This window comes from Levilactobacillus lindianensis, assembly GCF_003946095.1.
Classification (GTDB): Bacteria; Bacillota; Bacilli; order Lactobacillales; family Lactobacillaceae; genus Levilactobacillus; species Levilactobacillus lindianensis.
Window position 1 is genome coordinate 1 of record NZ_RHOD01000026.1, and the last position, 20,816, is coordinate 20,816.

Sequence of the window (20,816 nt, forward strand, 5' to 3'; positions counted from 1 at the left end):
TAGGCATAGAAAAATCCCCTTAAAGTTAACAGATGAATTATAGTATTTCATCTGTCAACCTTAAGGGGACTATAGCATTGCTGATCTTCGTGGGACTTTTTTGTGGCCTAACTTGACTAATCTTGCATCTAGTGCCGCACCACCATCACCGAAATTGGGGCATATTTGGCCATGTACGCCGCCTGACTCCCGAAATGGCGACTGACGCCCTTCTTGGCTAGCGACCCAATAATCAGAAGGTCTGGTTTTACGTCTGGAATGACATCCTTCACGATGGTTTCACCGGGTTCACCCTCCGCCACCATCATGCGAACGTCGGTCACGCCAGCCGATTCCGCCGCCTTCTGATAGTCACGCACGTGCTTCTCCAGGTCATCGAACTCACCGTGAATATAGTCCTTATCAAGCGCCTCATAAATATTCATCTTGTCAGCCTCAAGGACTGATACAATCACGAGCTCGGCCGCATCTCGCTTGGCCTGTTGAATAGCATAGCGAAACGCCAGTAAGGCATCTTCCGAGTCATCGACCCCCACCAAGATCCGTTTAAATATGGTTGTCATGAAAATTCCCCCTACTTCAAAATCACTAACGGTAAACTTACCCTTAGTTAGCCACAGTGTACCGTATCCCCGCTTGTGGACGCTGAATTCTGGTCCTGTTGCGTCAACCGCCTAATTATCCAGAGAAACACAAAAGGCCCCAACAAAAATTGCTGGGACCTTCCACTCATATAATTCATTTTAATCTAACGGACTACCATCACAGAAATCTTGGCGTACTTCGCCATGTAAGCCGCCTGGCTCCCAAAATGCCGGCTGACCCCCTTCTTAGCGATTGACCCAATAACCAACAAGTCTGGCTCGACGTGTGGAATAACGTTCTTCACGATAGTTTCACCGGGTTCGCCTTCCGCAACGACGACCTTAACAGCGGTCAAGCCAGCGTCTTCGGCTTGCTTCTGATAGGTCTTGATGTGGGCCTTCAGAGCATCACGTTCACCATGGACGTAATCACTGTCCAGTGCCTGGTAAATGTTCATGTCATCATTTTCCAGTACCGATACAATCACTAGTTCCGCTTGGTCACGCTTGGCTTGATGAATTGCATAATCGAAGGCCAGGAGGGCGTCTTCGGAGTCATCAACCCCCACTAAAATTCGTTTAAAAGTCGTTGCCATTATTTGGCCTCCTTATCTGCTTTACCAGCACCGGCAGCCAATTGGGTCTCTAACCGTTGGCTCCCACGATGTAGCTCCCAGATGGTCCAAACGAGCAGCGCTAAGATTGCGGCATCCAAGCCATAGGCAATGCTATTTGCAATAGCCATCTGGCTAGACGTCATCCCATCTCCATAGAAACCTTGAATGGAAGCTGGCATGTTAATTAGGTTGAGCCCCGTCAAAGAAAGCACGGAAATCCATCCGAGAATCTTAACCCACAGCGAGTTCTTGAAACGCTTCCCCATCTCGACCTTACTATCCGTCATCATCAGTAACGGTAGCATCGAGAATGGTAAGGCAAAGGCCAGAAAGACTTGCGAATTATTCATCAAATCATTTAAGGCTTCATGTTCGTCAATGGCACTCTTACCACTCGTTAGTAGCACACAAACGATAACTGGAATAACAGAGATCAGTCGGGTGACTAACCGCCGCAACCACAGTGGCATCCGCATGTGAACGAAGCCTTCCATGATAACCTGTCCTGTCAGCGTCCCCGTAATTGTCGAATTTTGACCAGAGGCCAGTAAGGCTACGGCAAACAGCGTCGATAACACACCGGTCCGGGCGACCCCAGCCAACACACCATTACTCATCGTACTGGTGTCAGACAAGGCTTGGAACAAGCCAAAGAAGGAAGGATCCTTGACGGACCCACTCTTGAACACGGCAACCCCCATGATTAAGAGGAGTGCGTTCACGAAGAAAGCCAAAGTCAGTTGGATGTTGGAATCCCAGCTGGTGAAACGAACCGTTCTGGCAACATCCTCTTCGTCATGGTGATCAATCTCACGTGTTTGTGAAATGGCCGAATGAAGATACAAGTTATGTGGCATCACCGTGGCCCCAATGATCCCTAAGGACCCACTGAGTGGCGTTTGTCCGCCAACGTGTGGTGTAGAAGAAATGGTCTTCATGCTTGGAATCAGTCCACCAAAGACACCACCCCAGTTAGGTGAGGACAAGGCAACTTCATAGGCGAAGACAACCAAAATAACTAGAATCAAACAAACCACAATGGCTTCGATCTTTCGAAAACCAATCTTGGTTAATAACAATAAGAGCAAAACATCTAAAACCGTGATAAATACCGCAATAATTAACGGAATATGGAACAGTAGATACAAGGCAATCGCAGCCCCAATAACTTCGGCAATATCCGTTGCCATGATGGCAAATTCCGTCATGATCCATAAGACGATCCCGAGGGATTTGCTGGTTCTAGCCCGAATAGCTTGGGCCAAGTCCATCTGACTCACGATACCAAGTTTAGCCGCCATGTATTGTAACAACATCGCAATCAAACTTGAGATCAAGATAATCGACATCAACAGGTATTGAAAGTTTTGACCACCGGTAATTGAAGTCGACCAGTTACCAGGATCCATGTATCCCACTGCCACTAATGCGCCAGGCCCAGAATACATAAACAACGTTTTCCAGAACCCTTTTCCCTTCGGTACTTTAACCGTACCATTGATTTCTTCGAGTGACCGCCCATTGGCGTACTCGATGAGCTTGTGCTTCTTTGGTGTATCGCTCATAACTAAAACCCCCTTCTGTCTCCTACAAAACCCATTGTACCTTAATGTTTAGACAAATCAAATAGAATTTTAGGGTAACATAACATTTATTTGTCATGATATTAATAAATAAATTACGATATATAGCGCTTTCATTACGATAAGATCCCCTTTTTGACGGGTGACTATCATCTCCATCTTTTGGTCAATAGTTTATAAAATTTAATTGCAAACCCTGTTGAACCGGCATTTTATTTTTAACAACCGAGATTATCTTCGAATTACCTAACTAAATTTAAAAAGGCGTTGCTTTTTAAATCCAACATCGTTAAAGTTTTATTTGGGAACTAAATTTTTAGGGATACTTAAATTTCAATAGCTTGGGGGAGTTGATGAACATGTTACGCCAACAAAACAAATACCTGCGAATCATTGCCGAGTGCAACTTTGCCCGACCACGCGTTAGCAACAAACAAATCATTCGTTTTGCTCAAGTGTCGCCCGCATCCGTCACGGAGATGACCCGCCACTTACAACGAGCCGGCTGGGTTCACCGTCGTCGTTATACCGGGGTGACACTGACAACCAAGGGCCAAGCCATGGCCGGTGAACTTCTCGTCCGCTACCGCCTCTGTGAGGTCCTTTTAGCAAAGCAGCTTAAGCTACCACTACCGCTGATTCCTAAACAAGCCTGGGCCATGGCAGCAACGCTAACGCCTGAAACGACCACGGCCCTGGCCACTTTTTTGGATCATCCACAAACCAGTCCCTTCGGTGGTAGTCTCAACCCCACCGACATTTTAAACGACTCACAAATGACCCGGCTCAGCGAGGTTGAGCCAGACACGACCGTTATCTTTCACCACTACTTAGAAACACCCGATATGGTCACTTACTTAGAACATTTGGAACTGCCGTTGGGCCAGCCCATTCACCTCATTAAGCAAGACCCAGCGCTCAATCTACTCTACGTTGGCTGGACTGGACACGACACCGTTGCTCTTGACCTGACCGCCGCAGACTACATTTACACCCAGGCCCTCACCGACTAAAAAAGCCCGAGACAATGTCTCGAGCTTTTTAATCATTAAATTTTAGCGACCACTTGCCGCTACCGTTGCGGACGTGGCACTCTGGTCGTCTGAGGCGGGTAAACGCTTCAGGCCAACACCGGTGAATCCACTCAAGATGGAGAAGATTGGTGAAAGGAGACTGAAGAAACAGAATGGCAGGTAAGCTAACGTGGAAACTCCTAACGTATTAGCCGCAAAGACCGCTGCAACACCCCAAGGAACCAAGTAGTTAATCACGGTCCCACCATCTTCTAGAACCCGACTCAAGGCCAGGTTGTCTAGGCCACGGTCGTTGAAGGTCTGCTTGAAGGCCTTCCCGGGTAAGATAACGGAGAGGTATTGTTCCCCAACGAAGATGTTAACGCCAATTCCAGAGAGGATAGCCGCCGTCACAACGGCACCGGTTCCCTTCAGACGATTGGCCAGAGGCACCATAGCCGTTTGGATGATGTTAAACTTCATCAGCAGGCCCCCTAGGGTTAGGGTCAGGATAATTAGGGATACAGTCGACATCATGGCACTAATCCCACCACGGGTCAGCAAGGCATCCACACTGGCGTTCCCAGTCTTAGCCACGAAGCCGGATTCGATCATCGTTGCGATACTCTTTAACGAGGTACTTGGGTTTTCAATAAAGATCATGACCACCCCTAAGACAACGTTCAAGAACAGCGTCGCAATAGCAGGGATTTTCCGCCAAGCACAGACGAACATCACAATGATCGGTAGCGCAGCCCACCAGGTAATCGTAAAGTGCGTATTTAACGTGGCAATCGTCGAACTAATTTTCCCTAAGGCGTTCGTATCTGAGGCCCCGGTTCCCATAAAGAAGTACAGGATAAGTGAAACAATGAAGGCCGGAATCGTCGACCACATCAGGTTCTTAATGTGGGCAAAGAGTTCAGATTCGGCAATGGCTGAAGCCAAGTTGGTGGAATCGGACAATGGCGACGTCTTATCCCCGAAAATAGCGCCGGAGATGATGGCCCCGGCAACTAAGGCCGGGTTGAAACCCATCGTGGTTCCCATCCCAAAGAGGGCAATCCCAATCGTAGAGATGATAGTAAAGGCACTCCCGATAGACGTTCCAATGATGGCACAAACCAGGAAGACAGAAGGTACGAACCACTGTGCAGAGATTAAGTGGAACCCAAAGACCATCATCGAGGGAATAATCCCGGCGGCAATCCAGACACTGATTAAGGCCCCAATCAACAGGAAGATAAAGATGGGAATAATCCCCGTCTTGATTCCGTCAATAATGCCATTATGTATGTCGTCCCACTCTGCACCCCGTAACTTTGCCCAGAGAATAACCAAAGCAATCACCAGCAGAACTGGCGTCATTGGGGAGAGTCCAAATTTTATAACGCCGGTCCCCATCACCAGTAACATTACCAATAAAATCGTTAGGGCTTCGCCAAAGCTAACGGCCCGCCATGCTTTCTTGTTTTCTTTCATCAAAATCGCTCCTCTTATAGTTATGCCAAATTTTCAAGTATAAAAAAATCGCCCCCGCTGCAATCATTATTGCAACAGGGACGATTAGACTTCAACCGTGGTACCACCCAGCTTGAGAGACTGGTTCTAGACCCAGTCAACTCCACTCACTAGAAGGTAACGGCTCTAGTTATTCTCCGCCTGCCGTAGCAGGACATTCCACTGTATTTCGTCGTAATCACCCTGATCGGTTCGCAGCAACCACCGACTTTCTGACCCACAGATGACACGCTACTTGGTAATGGAAATTAGCGTTCGTTATTTGATTGACTTTGATGATAGCACGATGAGAAACTACCGTCAACTCTAATTTTAAATTTATTTAAACGGTGCTGGATATTCCAGCATTCCCCCAACGTGGGCCAAAGCCCCGGGGGTCAACGGTTTAATCAGGCTGTTTCCCATCCGAACGGGCAACGTGTTATGAATGGCAAAATCTTCCGCCATGACGTAGCCGCGATGACCATAGTAGGTGGTATCACCAACCACACTGACGGCGCCAAATCCGGCCTGGCGGGCCCGCGTCTCCAGCTCACTCAGCAGTTCACTGCCAATTGCCTGGCCCTGCCAGTCGGGATCGACGGCTAAGGGTGCCAAGGCGACAATGGTCGTCGTATGCCAATTACCACGAATCGTGACGGGACTCAATAAGCCATGCGCCACCACCCGATCGACAGACGGCTTGGCCACAACCTCTAGACTCGGTTGATAATCATAGGTATCGCGGATGCGGTGAATCAGATCGACTTCCGTTCCTTTGCTCTCAGCAACGGGAGCAAAAGCGGCAGCAACCACTTGGTCTACCTGATCGTAATCCATCGGCTGAATGGTTTCAAAACTCAAATTCAATTCGTCACCCTCTCAATCTCTAAGCGGTTTTCATCTACATTTACTATTTCTACTAGTTAATTTATCTGTAGGCATCCTATTACCTGATCCATTAAGTAGCTAATCCGATAACACAAGCCTAAAAATTTAGCGGCTATCATCGGGCCAAATGGCCCCGTAGCCACCAATCCGTGACCGAAAATCCCCAGCCACAGCTAACAATACTGTGTTATTATACACGTCTAAGCCCACAATGGGGAAAATTTACTAGACCATTTAATAAAATCGCTTGAAATTCACCCGGTAAACCCCGTAAACTTAGACCAAACCAAATGAGAATTGAGGAACATATAATGACACACAAACAAACTTGGGCCACCGTCTCAACCGTGATCTACGTGGCTTTCATTCTAGCCGCCGTCTTCACCGGCTTTCTAAATCCCAGCCAAATTGGCCTCGAATGGACTATCTTCTGGGTCGTGGTTGTGGCCGGTCTCTGTTACTACTTTTACTTTAAAAACATCAGCTACCGCGAAGTCGTTTACTACGCAAAAAAACTAGGTTATCACAAGGATGACCTAGTCGCTTTAGTCCCTAAATTAAAGGAGACCCAGGACGTTCCCGACCCGGATCATCCCCATTTTTTCAGCCCCTTCGCTGGGATTCCCTTGGCAGTGACCAATCGGATCACCGAACAACTGGAACCGCTCGCTCAGGAACACCAGATTCCACCTTACCGGTAATTACTTCCGGCTGTCGTAGCTCTGGGATTGCTTTAACCAGGCGTCGTCTGCTGGATCGGGACCTACCCGTTTGCCAGCATCGAGAGCGCTAATGGCCCGCATTTCATCCTCATCCAAGCCAAAGGCAAAGATGTCGCGGTTTTGCTGGATGCGCTCCTCATGGGTTGACTTGGGAATCACAATCTCCTCACGTTGAACGTGCCAACGCAAAATAATTTGGGCTGCACTGACATCATGAGCCGCGGCCAATTCATTAATGACCGGGTCCGTCAGCGCATTGTTACGACCACCACCCAGTGGACTCCAGGCCTCATGTAAGATGCCTTGCGTCTCCAAGTAGGCGTGTAGGTCCTTCTGCTGGAAGTAGGGGTGCGTCTCAATCTGGTCGACCACTGGCTTAACCGTGGCCGTCTCCATCAACTTCTCAATATGCGAACGGTTGAAGTTTGAGACCCCAATGTTCTTAATCTTGCCAGCCTTGTAGAGGTCTTCCATGGCCCGCCAGCTTTCAGTAAAACCGGGTGCTGGCCAATGAATTAAGAACATATCGAGGTAGTCGAAGCCCAACTTATCCAGGGTTCGTTGGAAGGCCGCCTTGGTCTCGTCGTAACCCCGTTCATTGTTCCAGAGCTTAGACGTCACGAAGATATCCTCGCGCTTGACGTCACTCTCGCGGATGGCTTCGCCCACCCACTGTTCGTTACCATAGTAGGCAGCGGTGTCGATGTGACGGTAACCCGCAGCCAGGGCCCATTTAACGGCATCCTTGGTATCCTGAGCGTTATCCACTTGGAAAACGCCTAATCCCAATTGGGGGATGCGGTTATTGTTATTTAAAGGTAATGCTGGAATTTCATTGTGCAAAATTAAAACCACCTTTCAAACTTTGTTCCACTTCTATCATACAATACACGTTCCTTTTTCGGTGACCAAAAGATTAGAAATGTGGCAAATGAGACGTTAACATTTTCTTCTGATCACTTTTTGAGGTACTATGGAAGGTGTGGTAGTTTGTCGTCTTGGCGGCAAACTTGTTTTTTCACACCGTTCTGGACATGGAGGTTTTTCAGTTGAACAACCAAGAACCAAAATCACGCGTACAACGGTATAACTTTAATCAAGACCCCGAACGCCCCACGCGACAACGACGCAAGCGTCCCCGTCGTTGGTGGCCTTGGGTTATGACGCTAATCACACTGGCGATCGCCATTCTATTAGTCTTAGCCATTTCGCATCATAATAACTCGGCTTCAAGCACCGCCGCTTCTTCTAGCGATAGCGCTTCGATCGCCGCTAAGTCGTCCTCCAACTCGGAGCAGACGGCCTACAATAATTTCAAGAAAAAATATGATGCGTACAACGACAATGGCCTGACCGTCACTCAGAAACAAAAACTACAAAATATCATCAACGACGAGTCAAACGACGCCGTTCAAGACCGCGAGCAACAATTGCTCGATCAGGCCGCGACAAAATCATCCGCAACTAGTTCCTCAAAGGAAAGTAGCGGGTCGAATTCCTTCGATGACGTGCACACGTTCTCCTCGGTTGCCGATGCCCAAAACTGGGCGCAGGCCTCGAAGAATCAGTGGCTACAGGCTGGTTACACGACGTATACGATTACGTCCGATGGTCAAGGTAATTACAATTTACAGTTCGTTCATTAGAACCTAAAGCGCGTCCGGGCCATTGCTCGGACGCGCTTTTTAGTTATCCGTCGGTTGGGGCTTTTCAGCCACATTCCCCGGTTTCGGTGAAGCAGACTGCTTCACCGCTGTTTGCTTAGATTTCTTGCTCGTCGATCGTTTCTTAGTCTGCTTATTCAATCGGTTAACGGTCGTTTGCAGGCGATCAACCTTCGAGGTGAGTGACCGAATCTCCCCCATCAACTCAGCCATATCATCCTGTTGCTGGGTATCCTCACTCGCCGTCACTCGGTTATTAACGAAATCAACAATAGTACTGGTCAATAACCCAATGAAGCCAACCCCACCAACCATCAGGAAGGCTGCAATGATCTTTCCAAAAGCTGTCCGCGGGGTCACATCCCCGTACCCAACCGTCGTGGCGGTCGTAATCGCCCACCAAAGAGAATTAGCTAGTGATTGCTTCTCGGTCAACGAGAAGAGAAACGCACTCAACACAATAATAGCCACACTAATTGAAAAAAGATAAATAAAACCGGTTTTATAAATGAAGCGGTGAAAGGCCTTGGTCCACTTGCCGGAGATTCCCAGCCGCCAGAAAATGTGGTGGAACCGAATTAACCGCACCAACCGACTCAGCCGAAAGAGGGCGAAAACCGGATGCATAGGAATGATTCCCAGTAGATCGAAAGCCGCATGAATCAGGAAGATCTTCCGGTTTTTAGTCGTCAGCAGCCGAACAAAGTAATCGATGGCAAAGACCACCAGTAACCCGTTGGCAATCCCCATTTCTAGGGCGTAGTTCCCCGCTTTCAGTAACAGGAATCCCAGGTTGATGATCGACCAGAGCGTCAGAATCGTCACGATCCAATGATAGGTAACCAGCCACTGATGACGTCGTTTCTTTTCCATATGACCCCCGCTCCCCATCAATGATTTAAAGATTAATATAAGCCGTTTCGGTCGAATTGCCAAGACTTCTGATTAATCTTAACCAGTTTGCTAATTTTAGTAACCCAACTGAATCGTAAAGCCCCGCAACTCCTCTCAATTTTGAGGAAGTTGCGGGGCCTTTTAACTTAAGCTTGTTGCCGATCAAAGAAGGCTGGCACCAGTTTTTCATAAACCGTCACGGCCTGTAAGTACTCGGTAATTGAGATGTATTCATCTGCCTGATGGGACGTGGCACTTCCCGGCCCCATCTCGATACTGGTAAAGTTGGCTTTGGACCGTAGGAACTCGGCACCGTCATTGGCGCCACCGGACCCTACCACGTGAGCCGGTCGGTGGCAGACCTCTTCACTAATCTGCTTGGCCAGCTGAACCAGTGGTGCGTCGGGATCACCTGGAATAGCCTCCTCAGGATAGCTGTAGGTGAGTTTAAGGTCGACCCCGTCCTGTTGATTCAATTCGGCGATCAAACCCTCTAGCTCGTCATAAATGACCCGATTGGGCGTGGCTGGAATCGTCCGCATGTTAGCCATCAGTTCGGCATGCGCTGGGATCGAGTTAATCTGTTCTCCCCCGGAGATCAGATCGACGTTGTGGAGCAGGTGGCCTAAGACCGGATCTTCCTCGGTATGCTTAGCCATCAGCGGTCCCACGGCATTGTAGAACTGCATGAGATTGTCGATGGCATTGATCCCCTTCTCTGGTTCGGCGCTGTGACTGCTCTTCCCCGTCGACACCACCTTGTAATCGATGACACCGCGCGCCGTGTAGACCACTTGGTCCAGGCCACTGGGCTCCGCAATCACCAGGCCAGCAAGGTGGTCAGCATAGCCCGCATCGGTCAGTGTAGCCGCGCCGTATTCACCCGTCTCTTCACCCACCGTGGCCAGTAGCCGAACACTTCCTTTGAGCGGTGTCCCCTGCTCTAGAAATTCCAACATCGCGATCGTAATTGCCGCTAACCCACTCTTCATGTCGGAAGCCCCGCGGCCAAAGAGCTGGTCGCCAACAATTTCGCCCCCAAATGGATCATGATGCCAGTCTGTCACATTACCGGGAGCCACAACGTCCATGTGCCCGCTCAGCCCCAGTTGCGGTCCGGCCCCACCAATCGTAACGACCAAGTTATCTCTGCCAGGAGCGTAGGGCACCTTCTCCACTTGAGCCTGCGGATATGACGCAAACAGGTTGGCCAGGTAATCTGCCACCTCGGTCTCACAGTCATTGACCGAAGGAATCCGAATCAAGTGTTGTAAAATTTCAATCTTCTTCTGGGGCGTCATGCGCATCTTCCTTTCAGTGGGTTCTCATTATGAATCTTAGGATACGCTATTTTATCCAAATAACAATATGCTTTTGAAAATATATGAGTCAAAATCAAAACATACGTATTTTTATACATTATAAATGCATATTCGCGTCACTTTTCTCCCTGCGGTATAATGAAGACAGGTTTCATTTAGGAGGGATTCGGATGAAAATTACAGTACCAACCGAACAGGGCGGCTTTCTGGCTGCCGAATATAGTAAGCAGGCCACGGGAACCGACGTCCATGGTGGCAATCCCGTCAAGTCATTTCCGATCAGTCTAGCTGATGTGCCAGTCGGCACCAAGACACTGGCATTGAGCCTCGTCGACTTCGATGCCGTGCCCGTCTGTGGTTTCCCTTGGATCCACTGGGTAGCCGCTAACTTCCCGGGCACAACGTTGGCGATTCCGGCCGACGTCTCACGGACTGACCAGATTGTTCACGTTCACGGTCGCAACAGTAATGCCGGCTCGCTAGTTGGGAATACCGATCCGCAAGTTTTCCAGAACTACACTGGTCCCTTCCCACCCGACGCCGATCACGATTACACCCTGACCGTCTACGCCCTAGACCAGAAACTCGATCTACCGGAAGGCTTCTGGCTAAATGATCTCATGCACCACGCAGCCGACCACACCCTAGCTACCGCCACGCTTACCTTACGTGGACGCGCCTAGCGGTCATCATCGGTAACAGGAGGAGGGTTCACTATGGAAATTGAACACGATTATCAACGCATCTTGGTTCCGGTCGATGGCTCCGTTCAGGCCGAACTGGCTTTGAAGAAAGCCATCACCGTGGCCCAACAGAACCACGCCAAGATTGACCTACTCAACGTCCTCCGAATTAACCACTACGGTTTCTACGCCAGCGGCTCAATGCCGGGTGATGTCATTCATGAATTGGCCACCGACGCAACGTCCTACCTGACTTCATTGGTCGAAACGACCTCGGCAGCCACCGGCTTCAAAGATCTCAATATTCACGTTCGTTTTGGGAATCCCAAGACCGTCATTGCCCACGAATTCGTTCGTGACCATGGGAATGATTTGATCATGCTGGGAGCCACTGGGATGAGTGCGGTTGCGCGCATGGTCGAAGGCTCCGTCACGGCATATGTCAGCCGGATGGCTGACATTGATGTCTTCGTCGTACGGACCACGGCAGAGGGTGTCCCCGTTGACCCCAAGAAACTCGTTCAGAAGAATCAAGAACAACCAAAATTCTAAAAAAACCAGAAGGATCGGGCAATTTGCCTGGTCCTTCTGGTTTTTACTTGATTTGTAAACGCATTTTATTTGCGCCAAAAAGTGGTACAGTCGGCTTTATCCGCAATATTAAAGGCAATGATCTGATGAAGTAAATCGTAATCGACGTCCTGCGTCCACTTAATCCGGCCGAACTTCTTGCCCGGATTGTAGTTGTCGGCAGCAATCTCCGTGGCGAAGTGTGCCATGACGGGGCCTTCTGGTGCAAAAGCCAGGTGCGGTTTGGCAACACTGAACCCGATAATGAAGGTCCCGTGATCGGTAAACATCGGCTGATTCCAAGCATACCGTTGTTCTAGTTGTGGAAACTCAGACTGAACCCATTCCAATACGTGACGGACCCGTGCTTGATGGTCTGGGTTCTCAATCTTATCGACAAATTCCTCGAATTCTTGAATCATGTGAACACCCCTTAACGATTTTTGAACTTGATGGTTATTAGTATAGCACGTGCGCCGAGAGATACCTTACTAGAACATTTTTCTCTTCAGACAACAAAAGAGCCGCCCTCACAGGAACGACTCTAACGTTTAAATCACTTATTTAATTGCTAAGTCAGCCGATTTCTCATCAGCTTTGGTCCGCAACGTGGATTCAATATCTTCCAGTGATCGGTTCCGGGTCTCGAAGACCTTCTTCTGAACGAACCAGATAGAAATGAAACACAAGATACCGTAGCCAATAAAGAGGCTACCAGTACCAAAGAAATCCAACAACGACGGGAATGTCAGTGAAACAATCATGTTCGCCGTCCAGTTAATCACAGAGGCAAATGAGTTTCCTAATCCCCGGATATTCAGTGGGAAAGCTTCCCCAATCATGACCCACATCACAGGACCCCAAGTTGCGGAGAAGAAAGCAATGTAGATGGTTAAGGCAATTACAGAGATAATGGCTGCTACTTGTGAACCACCGGAAAATTTCATGCCAAAGCTCATGACGAATAAGGAAATCCCCATTCCCACAGCACCAATATTTAGCATTTTCTTGCGGTCAATTTTATCCATGATTGACACGGCCACTGCCGTAACAATCACATTGAAGATTCCAATCCCGATGTGGGCTAGGAGCGCCGCACTAACACCGAATCCAACATCCGTAAAAATAGTTGGGGCGTAGTAGAGCACCGTGTTACACCCCATGACTTGTTGGAAGATGGCCAACCCAACCCCAATGATCAAGGATGGTCGCGCCATCTTACCAAAGAGTTCAGACCAGCCACCACTGACAACCTGTGCCTGTGACTGAATTTGTTCAACTTCCCGGTTCACAACTGCTGTATCATGCTTGTTCATGGTATCGAGAACGGCGCGCGCTTCATCGACACGACCAGTCCGAACTAAGAAACGCGGACTCTCAGGCAAAATCAAGCCACCAAAGAAGAGCAACGCAGCTGGAACCGCAGCGAAGCCCAGCATCCAACGCCAACCGGTGTAAATGCCTGCGAACCCGTAGTTCGTGATGTAGGCTAACAGAATTCCAGTCATCACCATCAGTTGGAACAGACTAGCAACCGTTCCCCGCTTATCGGCAGGTGCCAATTCAGCCAAGTACGTTGGGATTAAAGCTGAAGCTGCCCCTACGGCCATTCCGAGAATGACACGAGAGATAATCAACGTCCAGAATTCCGGCGAGAAAGCTGAACCTAACGCCCCGATAAAGAAGATTACGGCCGATAGTAAGAGTAGCTTGCGTCGACCATATTTATCAGACGACGGCCCGATAATCGCAGCTCCTAGAATGGCTCCCAGTAGAACGGCACTCACAACCCATCCTTGTTGCCATGAGCCTAAGTGCATTTGCTTCTGAATGAAGAGAATGGCCCCCGAAATAACACCGGTGTCATACCCAAAGAGCAACCCACCCAGGGCGCCGAAGAAGTATACAAATCCCGTTGAAACTTTTCGCATGTTCTGACTTCCTTTTACCGGTTCATCGCCGTAGATTTTTTGAAGTTTTTGTAAGTTGGCTAGTTATTAGGTTAGTTGATTGTCACAACCAACCATGATATTAGGATACCACTTTCGTCAAATTATTGGAAGCGTTTTCCAAAATAAAAAGCCGAGAATTTTCTCGGCTTTTAACAATTTAGTTTATTCTGCAGCACTAACGGCAGCTGGTTCACCAGCCTTGTTCCGTAGCGTGGCTTCGATTTCTTCCAAAGAACGGTTCCGGGTTTCGAAAACCTTCTTCTGAACGAACCAAATGGCAACGAAGCAGAGAATACCATAGCCAATGAAGAGACTCCCAGTCCCGAAAAAGTTCAGTAAAGCTGGGAAAGTCAGAGAAACAATCATGTTCGCCGTCCAGTTAATCACGGAAGCAAAGGAATTCCCCAATCCACGAATATTCAGTGGGAACACTTCCCCAATCATCACCCACATCACGGGACCCCAGGTTGCGGAGAAGAACGCGATGTAGATCGTCAAAGCTACAACAGAGATAATCGCCGCTGCTTGTGATCCATCAGAAAACTTCATACCGGCACTCATGACGAACAGGGAAATCCCCATTCCCACCGACCCGATATTTAACATCTTTTTCCGGTCAATCTTATCCATAATCATCACGGCAATTGCCGTCACAATCACGTTAAAGACCCCAATCCCAATGTGGGCTAGGAGCGCCGCGTTGACACCAAAGCCAACGTCCGTAAAAATCGTTGGGGCATAGTACAACACGGTGTTGCATCCCATCACTTGTTGGAAGATCGCTAAGCCAATCCCAATTGTCAGGGATGGTCGAACCATCTTGCCAAAGAGCTCACTCCAACCGCCACTCTTCATCTGAGCCTGTTCCTGAATTTGGTTTAACTCAGCTTCAACGGCTGCCGTATCATGTTTGTTCATGGTATCCAAGACCGCTTTAGCCTGGTCAACGTGCCCTGTTTTTACCAGGAACCGAGGACTTTCGGGTAAAATCAATCCCCCTAAGAACAGTAACGCCGCTGGAAGCGCCGCAAAACCTAGCATCCACCGCCACCCGGTATAGATATCTGCCCAAGCATAGTTGGTAATGTAGGCCAAAAGAATTCCAGTCATTACCATCAGCTGAAACAGGCTGGATACCGTTCCTCGCTTATCAGCAGGTGATAATTCAGCGAGATACGTTGGAATCAGGGCAGAGGCAGCACCTACCGCCATTCCTAAGACAACTCGTGAAATAATCAATGTCCAAAATTCAGGTGCAAGTCCAGAGCCGATTGCCCCAACAAAGAAAATGATGGCTGATAGCAAGAGGAGCTTACGCCGCCCATATTTATCAGAGGAAGGCCCAATAATCGCAGCCCCGAGAATCGCGCCTAACAGAACGGCACTGACGACCCATCCCTGTTGCCAAGACCCTAAATGCATCTGCTTTTGAATGAACAAGATAGCTCCAGAGATAACCCCAGTATCATAACCGAAGAGTAATCCCCCAAGGGCTCCGAAAAAGTAAACAAATCCGGTCGAAACTTTACGCATAGATATCGCTCCTTATACGGCTCACGCCATAGATTCTAAAAAGTGCAGTATGTGGAAGTTGTACTGAATTGTAAGTTGGTCAAATTACGTGTTGGTTGAGTTAAACAACCAACCATGACGATAGCATAACATGTTCATTTTAATAATGGAAGCGTTTTCTGCAAAACTTTAAAAAAACTCGGCTAACCCGAGTTTTCTGTAAATTCATTTTAAAGAGAAGCCAACTCTGTCCGTCGATAATCCAACAACTGGGCACTAATCCCCCTGGTCTGCTGGTAAACCTGACGATAGATGGCATGCATCTTGGCATACTTTGCCACGTTTTCTGAGTTCGGTTCGTAGGCCTTCCCAAAGTGAACGAAGGTTTCAGCACAGTCCTGAAGCGAGTCAAACCAGCCCAGACCGGTAGCTGCGATCATGGCAGCCCCCATCCCTGGCCCCTGCTCGTTCTTCAGGCTGACCACCTTGCGATTGAAAATATCCGCCTGAATCTGAAGCCAGAGCGGACTCTTAGCTCCACCACCGATGGAAACCACCGTATCGAAGTCACCGCCATTTTCCTCATAGATATCAAAGAGGTCCTTAAAGGAGTAGACAATACCCTCTAAAACGGCTCTGACGAAGTCGTAGCGTTGATGGGTCCCATCAATCCCGGTAAAGCTTCCCCGGATGTCAGCGTCCGCGTAAGGGGCCCGTTCGCCGACAATATAAGGGGTGTACAGCAAACCATTGGCGCCGACCGTTGATTTACCCGCACTCGCCACCACGTCCGTAAAGTCCTCAGCTGGTGCGAAGGTCTTCTTGAACCAGCTCAACGAATAGCCCGCGGCCAGCGTCACACCCATTGAGTAGTACTTATTGGGAATGGCATGATCCTCAAATTGAACCACACCGTGATAGTTCACGTCAGCGTTGTCCTCATACTTTAAGACCACCCCAGACGTCCCGATACTGGATAACACCATATTTGAGTGCAGGATTCCCGCACCAACGGCACCAGCAGCATTGTCAGCTGCTCCGCCATAGACTTTGGTAGCCGTGGTCAGGCCGGAGAACTCGGCATAGGCTGGCGTCACCGTTCCAGCGAAGTCAATCGACTGGATCAGCGGTGGACAAAGGCTCAGTGGAATATCAAAGGCCTCGCAGACCTCCTGACTCCAAACGCCCTTAGCCACGTCCAATAACACCGTCCCCGTTGCGTCGGAGTAATCCATCGCCAGATTACCCGTCATCCGGTAACGCACGTAGTCTTTGGGTAAGACAAAGGTCTTGGCCTTCGCCCAAATCTCGGGTTCATTTTCCTTCACCCATAACAGCTTAGTCAGCGTGAAGCCTTCCAGGGGTTGATTACGGGTAATGTCAACAAACCGGTCCCCCATCTTGGCTTCGATCTCTTCTCGTTGTGGCGTGCTCCGGGTGTCGTTCCAGAGAATTGACGGACGTAAGACCTTGTTATTTTCATCAAGCAGAACCAAGCCATGCATTTGACCAGAAAAGCTCAGACCTTCGATATCCTCGGCAGCCAGGTGATCATTTAAAATCAACCGAACAATGGCCACGGTCGTCCCCGACACCCAATCTTCTGGATTCTGTTCGTTGTAACCGGGTTGCTTCTGAATTAGGTCATAGTCAAAACTCTCCTGCGCGACGATCTGTCCCGCATGGTCAACGGCCGAGACCTTAACGGCACTCGTGCCGAGGTCAACACCAAGTACGTACTTACCCATCGGTTATTCCTCCTCAGTCGGCGAGACTTCCCGCCTAATAAAAGAAGCAAACGAACTTTATCGTCCGTTCGCCTCCTCCTACTATTATTTGCTTAATGTTTCAATGATGTAGTGGTTAATTGTGTCCTTAACTTGTTCCAGGTGATCAGAGTGCGTTGCACCAACCAAATCAGCTTGGGTCTTGTCTAAGGAGTAGTTTTCCAGGGTCTTCAAGTCGGCCTTGCCACTTTCGATGTCAGCACCGATACCAGACTTGTATGAACTGTAACGGTCAGCCTTCAAGTTATCCAAGAAGCCGTCTTCCTTCATAGTAGCTGCAATCCGCAGGCCAGCAGCAAAGCTGTCCATACCCACGATGTGGCTTCTGAAGAGGTCATCGGCTTCGAAAGATGAACGACGAGGCTTTGCATCAAAGTTTAACCCACCGTGAGGTCCAATACCACCATTTTCAATAACTTCGTACATTGCGGCCGTAGTTTCGTACAAGTTTGATGGGAATTCATCGATATCCCAACCAATTAACTTGTCCCCTTGGTTGGCATCCAACGAGCCCAGCAAACCAGCTTCACGGGCAACGCGAATTTCATGTTGGTAAGTGTGACCAGCCAAGTTAGCGTGGTTACCTTCCAGATTCAACTTGAAGTCTTTGTCCAGATCGTATTCCTTCATGAAGGCGATCGTGGTTGCGGCATCAAAGTCGTACTGGTGAGTCGTTGGTTCTTTAGGCTTTGGTTCTAGCATCATCTGAGCATCGAAACCGATTTCGTTAGCGTAATCCTTAGCCAAATGGAACAACTTAGCAGCATGTTCTTGTTCTTGCTTCATATTCGTGTTCCAAAGTGATTCGTAACCTTCACGACCGCCCCAGAAGACATAGTTTTCAGAACCGACGCGCTTACCAATTTCCAAACTGTGCTTGAGTTGTGCGGCACTGTAAGCAAAGACATCAGCGAATGGTGACGTTGCGGCACCGTCGACGAAACGAGGGTTAGAGAACATGTTAGACGTGTTCCAGAGAACCTTCATCCCAGTTGTCTTTTGGTATTCAACGATCTTATCAACCACTTTATCGAGGTTGGCGTTGGTTTGACGTAACGTGTCCCCTTCAGGAGCCAAGTCCCGGTCATGGAAACAAAGGTAATCGACACCCAATTTGTCATAAAATTCAAAGGCAGCATCTACCTTGGCTAAAGCCAAGTCCATTGGATCTGTGTAATTATCGTATGGACGTTGTGCGGTTCCATCACCAAATGGATCCACTAAACGTTGGTCGAAGGTATGCCAGTAGGCAACTGAGAACCGTAACCAGTCCTTCATCTTTTTGCCAGCAATGACTTCTTCTGGGTTGTAGTATTGAAACCCAAAGCTTGACTTCTTATCTTGATGACCGATGTATTGGATCTTGTCGATCCCATTCCAGTAATTTGTTTTCGTATCCATAATTTATTAAACCCTCCCGGTTAGTTCGTTGTGACAACCAACTTACAAGACCAATTATACAGAGTTGTTTTGTTTTTGCAAGCGTTTTCTTAGGATTAATCGTTATGGGTGATTCAAAAAAGGCTTGAGAACAAGCTCCCAAGCCTTCATTTCCGCGAAATAACGCAATTTTTACTATTCTTTTTCAGTCTGTTCTTCCGTTGGTCGCGTAAAGTTCAATTCATACCCATCCAACGCCAGCACCCGATGTGTGATGAGCGAGCAGCCACCGAGAACGGTAGCTAAGCGGGCATTAGGGGTAATCGCAATGCTCAGATCATTATTGGCTAATTGCTGATAAGTGGCTTTGATCGAGGCCAACAACGTCGGCAACTCCTCTACCAGTGGTGAATTTAAATAGAAAGCATCGGGATCCAGCGTCCGCATCGTATTGTAAATGAGCCCGGCAATTGCCGTGGTGAATGATTTCAGAATCTGCGTGGTCTCCGGATCACCAGACTGATAGAGCTTCACAATCGCTTGTCGGTCAAGATACTGAAGTCCCTTTCGCTCCTCAACCTGACGAATAATCGCATCTTCGGAACTCACATCCTCGGCATGGACAGGATGAGGATTACCAGCGCCATCTAACGTAATACTAGCTACGGTCCGTCCGATTTCACCCGCGTCACCGTGCTCTCCACGAAAGAGATCGCGATGCAGAATTATTCCAGCCCCAATCCCACGGTGGATGCTGATAGTTACGGCGCTATTCTGGTGTCGGGCACCATTAAAGTCCCGCTCATAGATTGCGGACAGATTAGCTTCATTTTCCAAAATGACTGGAACCTGATAAGCCGTTCCAAAGACCTGTTCCAAATCAACGCCGTCCATTTCAATGAACGGCGATGTCTTCACCTGATTATCATTAACAATCCCATGGATTGAAAAGCAAAGCCCTAACAAGCCATGACTGGTCTTGTCGTTACGTTGAATCTGTCCGATATACTGATTAATCTGATCGATCATTTCGTGGATCGACTGTCCTTGCGTCTTGATACGGTCGTACTGTCGGACGTACCCATCAACACTGGTAACCAGTGCATGCAAATGACGATAGCCGAGATCAAACGTCAACGTATACCCATAGTTGCGATTAATTTCAATGAGTGTTGGCTTTCGTCCCCCCGCCGTCGAAGCTTCCCCTAGACCTAATTCTGTGAGGTAGTCCTCCGCCATTAAAGTGTTATAAAGCGAGGATACCGTTGATTTATTCAAATGCAGTTGATGCGAGATCTCAATACGCGAGGTGGGATGGTTGTTGAAAATCTGTTGTAACACGAGCTTTAAGTTTTGATCATGTAACTGATTCCGATTCATGCTGTGGCGGACCATCCAATCACTCCTAAAAGGTTATTTTAATTGCTATGATATGTCATTCAAACTAGACGAATGGTAGTTGTTAAACTAACTGGCTGACACGTTCAACCGTGATTTAACATAGTATTGATCAACTCGTAGTCAATCTACCATTGGTTTATTGAACCAACCAACATCAGTATCCCCTACAAATGAAAAGAATTCAACCATTAATTCAAACTTTTCGAAGCGCTTGCAAAAGTTTTCGTCATAAAAAAAGAAGCCCCTATAATCGGACTCCTTAAAAGATTTATTTTGCTTGTAATTCGGCCACAAGGTCAGCGACGCGTTGTTGAATTTCATCACGCACCTCGCGAAAGACTACCAGGCGTTCAGCTTCGCTCCCGGTTGCTTGAGCAGGGTCGCTGAATGGCCAGTGGCGGCGTTCCACGGACGGTGGTGTCATGGGACACTTGTCTCGCGCATCCCCACAGAGCGTCACGACGACATCACTACTCAGCAGATAATCACTATCAATCAGCTTTGAAGCCTGCTGGCTGATGTCAATATTCTTTTCTGCCATGACTTTCACAGCCAGCGGATTCAACCCGTGAACTTCGACACCAGCACTGGCAACTCGCCAGTCCTTGGGGGCCAATGCCCGAGCAAAACCCTCTGCCATTTGGCTACGACAAGAGTTTCCGGTACAGAGAAAATAGAGTTGGGTCATGATAAAGCCCTCGCTTTCGGCTTGCGCCAGTCTTTAGGTGTCAGTCGCCAATG

General features: G+C 48.5%; 20 protein-coding genes. 5 read left to right on the forward strand and 15 right to left on the reverse strand.

Annotated features, from left to right (window positions below):
• Positions 1 to 128 precede the first annotated feature (128 nt).
• The 3 genes from EKM70_RS09340 to EKM70_RS09350 all read right to left on the reverse strand — a co-directional run bounded on the left by EKM70_RS09340 (position 129) and on the right by EKM70_RS09350 (position 2,766).
• Positions 129 to 563, reverse strand: a complete 435-nt coding sequence (locus EKM70_RS09340; RefSeq protein ID WP_125547292.1) for a universal stress protein — start codon at positions 561 to 563, stop codon at positions 129 to 131.
• A gap of 185 nt (positions 564 to 748) precedes the next feature.
• Positions 749 to 1,180: a universal stress protein gene (locus EKM70_RS09345; RefSeq protein ID WP_125547294.1), complete on the reverse strand. Its 432-nt coding sequence runs from the start codon at positions 1,178 to 1,180 to the stop codon at positions 749 to 751.
• Entirely contained in the window at positions 1,180 to 2,766 is a 1,587-nt protein-coding gene (locus EKM70_RS09350; RefSeq protein ID WP_125547296.1) for an Nramp family divalent metal transporter, read from the reverse strand. The genes EKM70_RS09345 and EKM70_RS09350 overlap by 1 nt, the downstream gene beginning before the upstream one ends.
• A gap of 377 nt (positions 2,767 to 3,143) precedes the next feature.
• Between EKM70_RS09350 and EKM70_RS09355 the strand changes: the two genes are divergently transcribed.
• Complete coding sequence (locus EKM70_RS09355) at positions 3,144 to 3,797, forward strand: metal-dependent transcriptional regulator (RefSeq protein ID WP_125547298.1); 654 nt, start codon at positions 3,144 to 3,146, stop codon at positions 3,795 to 3,797.
• A gap of 42 nt (positions 3,798 to 3,839) precedes the next feature.
• Here EKM70_RS09355 and nhaC read toward each other — a convergent pair whose 3' ends face one another.
• Together nhaC and EKM70_RS09365 are read right to left on the reverse strand one after the other, a co-directional pair.
• The gene (gene nhaC / locus EKM70_RS09360) at positions 3,840 to 5,279 is read right to left on the reverse strand and encodes a Na+/H+ antiporter NhaC (RefSeq protein ID WP_125547300.1); all 1,440 of its coding nucleotides are present in this window, start codon (positions 5,277 to 5,279) and stop codon (positions 3,840 to 3,842) included.
• A gap of 357 nt (positions 5,280 to 5,636) precedes the next feature.
• The gene (locus EKM70_RS09365; protein WP_125547302.1) at positions 5,637 to 6,167 is read right to left on the reverse strand and encodes a GNAT family N-acetyltransferase; all 531 of its coding nucleotides are present in this window, start codon (positions 6,165 to 6,167) and stop codon (positions 5,637 to 5,639) included.
• A gap of 332 nt (positions 6,168 to 6,499) precedes the next feature.
• On the opposite strand from EKM70_RS09365, the gene EKM70_RS09370 reads away from it, so the two are divergent.
• A complete protein-coding gene (locus EKM70_RS09370; RefSeq protein ID WP_125547304.1) occupies positions 6,500 to 6,889 on the forward strand; it encodes a hypothetical protein in 390 nt (129 codons plus the stop codon).
• Here the strand turns inward: EKM70_RS09370 and EKM70_RS09375 are convergent, their stop codons facing one another.
• Positions 6,890 to 7,753, reverse strand: a complete 864-nt coding sequence (locus EKM70_RS09375) for an aldo/keto reductase (protein WP_125547306.1) — start codon at positions 7,751 to 7,753, stop codon at positions 6,890 to 6,892.
• Positions 7,754 to 7,959: 206 nt separating this feature from the next.
• Between EKM70_RS09375 and EKM70_RS09380 the strand changes: the two genes are divergently transcribed.
• Positions 7,960 to 8,556, forward strand: coding sequence for a hypothetical protein (locus tag EKM70_RS09380; RefSeq protein WP_125547308.1), 597 nt, complete (start codon positions 7,960 to 7,962; stop codon positions 8,554 to 8,556).
• Positions 8,557 to 8,595: 39 nt separating this feature from the next.
• Here EKM70_RS09380 and EKM70_RS09385 read toward each other — a convergent pair whose 3' ends face one another.
• Positions 8,596 to 9,447 (reverse strand): potassium channel family protein, encoded by an 852-nt coding sequence (locus tag EKM70_RS09385; RefSeq protein ID WP_125547310.1) that lies wholly within the window; start codon positions 9,445 to 9,447, stop codon positions 8,596 to 8,598.
• Between the two features lie 167 nt (positions 9,448 to 9,614).
• Entirely contained in the window at positions 9,615 to 10,769 is a 1,155-nt protein-coding gene (locus tag EKM70_RS09390; protein WP_125547311.1) for an ArgE/DapE family deacylase, read from the reverse strand.
• Positions 10,770 to 10,960: 191 nt separating this feature from the next.
• Between EKM70_RS09390 and EKM70_RS09395 the strand changes: the two genes are divergently transcribed.
• Positions 10,961 to 11,473 carry a YbhB/YbcL family Raf kinase inhibitor-like protein gene (locus EKM70_RS09395; RefSeq protein WP_125547313.1) on the forward strand — a complete coding sequence of 171 codons (513 nt, stop codon included), beginning with the start codon at positions 10,961 to 10,963 and terminating at the stop codon, positions 11,471 to 11,473.
• A 33-nt stretch (positions 11,474 to 11,506) separates the two neighbouring features.
• Positions 11,507 to 12,025, forward strand: a complete 519-nt coding sequence (locus EKM70_RS09400) for a universal stress protein (protein WP_125547315.1) — start codon at positions 11,507 to 11,509, stop codon at positions 12,023 to 12,025.
• Between the two features lie 65 nt (positions 12,026 to 12,090).
• On the opposite strand, the gene EKM70_RS09405 is transcribed toward EKM70_RS09400, so the two are convergent.
• The 7 genes from EKM70_RS09405 to arsC form a co-directional block, all read right to left on the reverse strand.
• Positions 12,091 to 12,465 (reverse strand): iron chaperone, encoded by a 375-nt coding sequence (locus tag EKM70_RS09405; protein WP_191985896.1) that lies wholly within the window; start codon positions 12,463 to 12,465, stop codon positions 12,091 to 12,093.
• A gap of 138 nt (positions 12,466 to 12,603) precedes the next feature.
• Entirely contained in the window at positions 12,604 to 13,974 is a 1,371-nt protein-coding gene (locus tag EKM70_RS09410; RefSeq protein ID WP_125547317.1) for a sugar porter family MFS transporter, read from the reverse strand.
• Between the two features lie 183 nt (positions 13,975 to 14,157).
• The gene (locus EKM70_RS09415; protein WP_125547319.1) at positions 14,158 to 15,528 is read right to left on the reverse strand and encodes a sugar porter family MFS transporter; all 1,371 of its coding nucleotides are present in this window, start codon (positions 15,526 to 15,528) and stop codon (positions 14,158 to 14,160) included.
• Between the two features lie 209 nt (positions 15,529 to 15,737).
• On the reverse strand, positions 15,738 to 17,255 hold the full coding sequence (xylB, locus tag EKM70_RS09420; RefSeq protein WP_125547321.1) for a xylulokinase: 1,518 nt from the start codon (positions 17,253 to 17,255) through the stop codon (positions 15,738 to 15,740).
• Positions 17,256 to 17,339: 84 nt separating this feature from the next.
• On the reverse strand, positions 17,340 to 18,695 hold the full coding sequence (gene xylA, locus EKM70_RS09425) for a xylose isomerase (RefSeq protein ID WP_125547323.1): 1,356 nt from the start codon (positions 18,693 to 18,695) through the stop codon (positions 17,340 to 17,342).
• A gap of 174 nt (positions 18,696 to 18,869) precedes the next feature.
• Positions 18,870 to 20,054, reverse strand: coding sequence for an ROK family protein (locus EKM70_RS09430; RefSeq protein ID WP_225416419.1), 1,185 nt, complete (start codon positions 20,052 to 20,054; stop codon positions 18,870 to 18,872).
• Positions 20,055 to 20,343: 289 nt separating this feature from the next.
• Complete coding sequence (gene arsC, locus EKM70_RS09435) at positions 20,344 to 20,763, reverse strand: arsenate reductase (thioredoxin) (RefSeq protein WP_125547327.1); 420 nt, start codon at positions 20,761 to 20,763, stop codon at positions 20,344 to 20,346.
• Positions 20,764 to 20,816 lie beyond the last annotated feature (53 nt).

Coding starts and splice junctions, on each gene's coding strand:
- EKM70_RS09340 (WP_125547292.1), bottom strand. CDS start 563: ATGACAACCATATTTAAACGGATCTTGGTGGGGGTCGATGACTCGGAA.
- EKM70_RS09345 (WP_125547294.1), bottom strand. CDS start 1,180: ATGGCAACGACTTTTAAACGAATTTTAGTGGGGGTTGATGACTCCGAA.
- EKM70_RS09350 (WP_125547296.1), bottom strand. CDS start 2,766: ATGAGCGATACACCAAAGAAGCACAAGCTCATCGAGTACGCCAATGGG.
- EKM70_RS09355 (WP_125547298.1), top strand. CDS start 3,144: ATGTTACGCCAACAAAACAAATACCTGCGAATCATTGCCGAGTGCAAC.
- nhaC (WP_125547300.1), bottom strand. CDS start 5,279: ATGAAAGAAAACAAGAAAGCATGGCGGGCCGTTAGCTTTGGCGAAGCC.
- EKM70_RS09370 (WP_125547304.1), top strand. CDS start 6,500: ATGACACACAAACAAACTTGGGCCACCGTCTCAACCGTGATCTACGTG.
- EKM70_RS09385 (WP_125547310.1), bottom strand. CDS start 9,447: ATGGAAAAGAAACGACGTCATCAGTGGCTGGTTACCTATCATTGGATC.
- EKM70_RS09390 (WP_125547311.1), bottom strand. CDS start 10,769: ATGACGCCCCAGAAGAAGATTGAAATTTTACAACACTTGATTCGGATT.
- EKM70_RS09395 (WP_125547313.1), top strand. CDS start 10,961: ATGAAAATTACAGTACCAACCGAACAGGGCGGCTTTCTGGCTGCCGAA.
- EKM70_RS09400 (WP_125547315.1), top strand. CDS start 11,507: ATGGAAATTGAACACGATTATCAACGCATCTTGGTTCCGGTCGATGGC.
- EKM70_RS09405 (WP_191985896.1), bottom strand. CDS start 12,465: ATGATTCAAGAATTCGAGGAATTTGTCGATAAGATTGAGAACCCAGAC.
- EKM70_RS09410 (WP_125547317.1), bottom strand. CDS start 13,974: ATGCGAAAAGTTTCAACGGGATTTGTATACTTCTTCGGCGCCCTGGGT.
- EKM70_RS09415 (WP_125547319.1), bottom strand. CDS start 15,528: ATGCGTAAAGTTTCGACCGGATTTGTTTACTTTTTCGGAGCCCTTGGG.
- xylB (WP_125547321.1), bottom strand. CDS start 17,255: ATGGGTAAGTACGTACTTGGTGTTGACCTCGGCACGAGTGCCGTTAAG.
- xylA (WP_125547323.1), bottom strand. CDS start 18,695: ATGGATACGAAAACAAATTACTGGAATGGGATCGACAAGATCCAATAC.
- EKM70_RS09430 (WP_225416419.1), bottom strand. CDS start 20,054: ATGAATCGGAATCAGTTACATGATCAAAACTTAAAGCTCGTGTTACAA.
- arsC (WP_125547327.1), bottom strand. CDS start 20,763: ATGACCCAACTCTATTTTCTCTGTACCGGAAACTCTTGTCGTAGCCAA.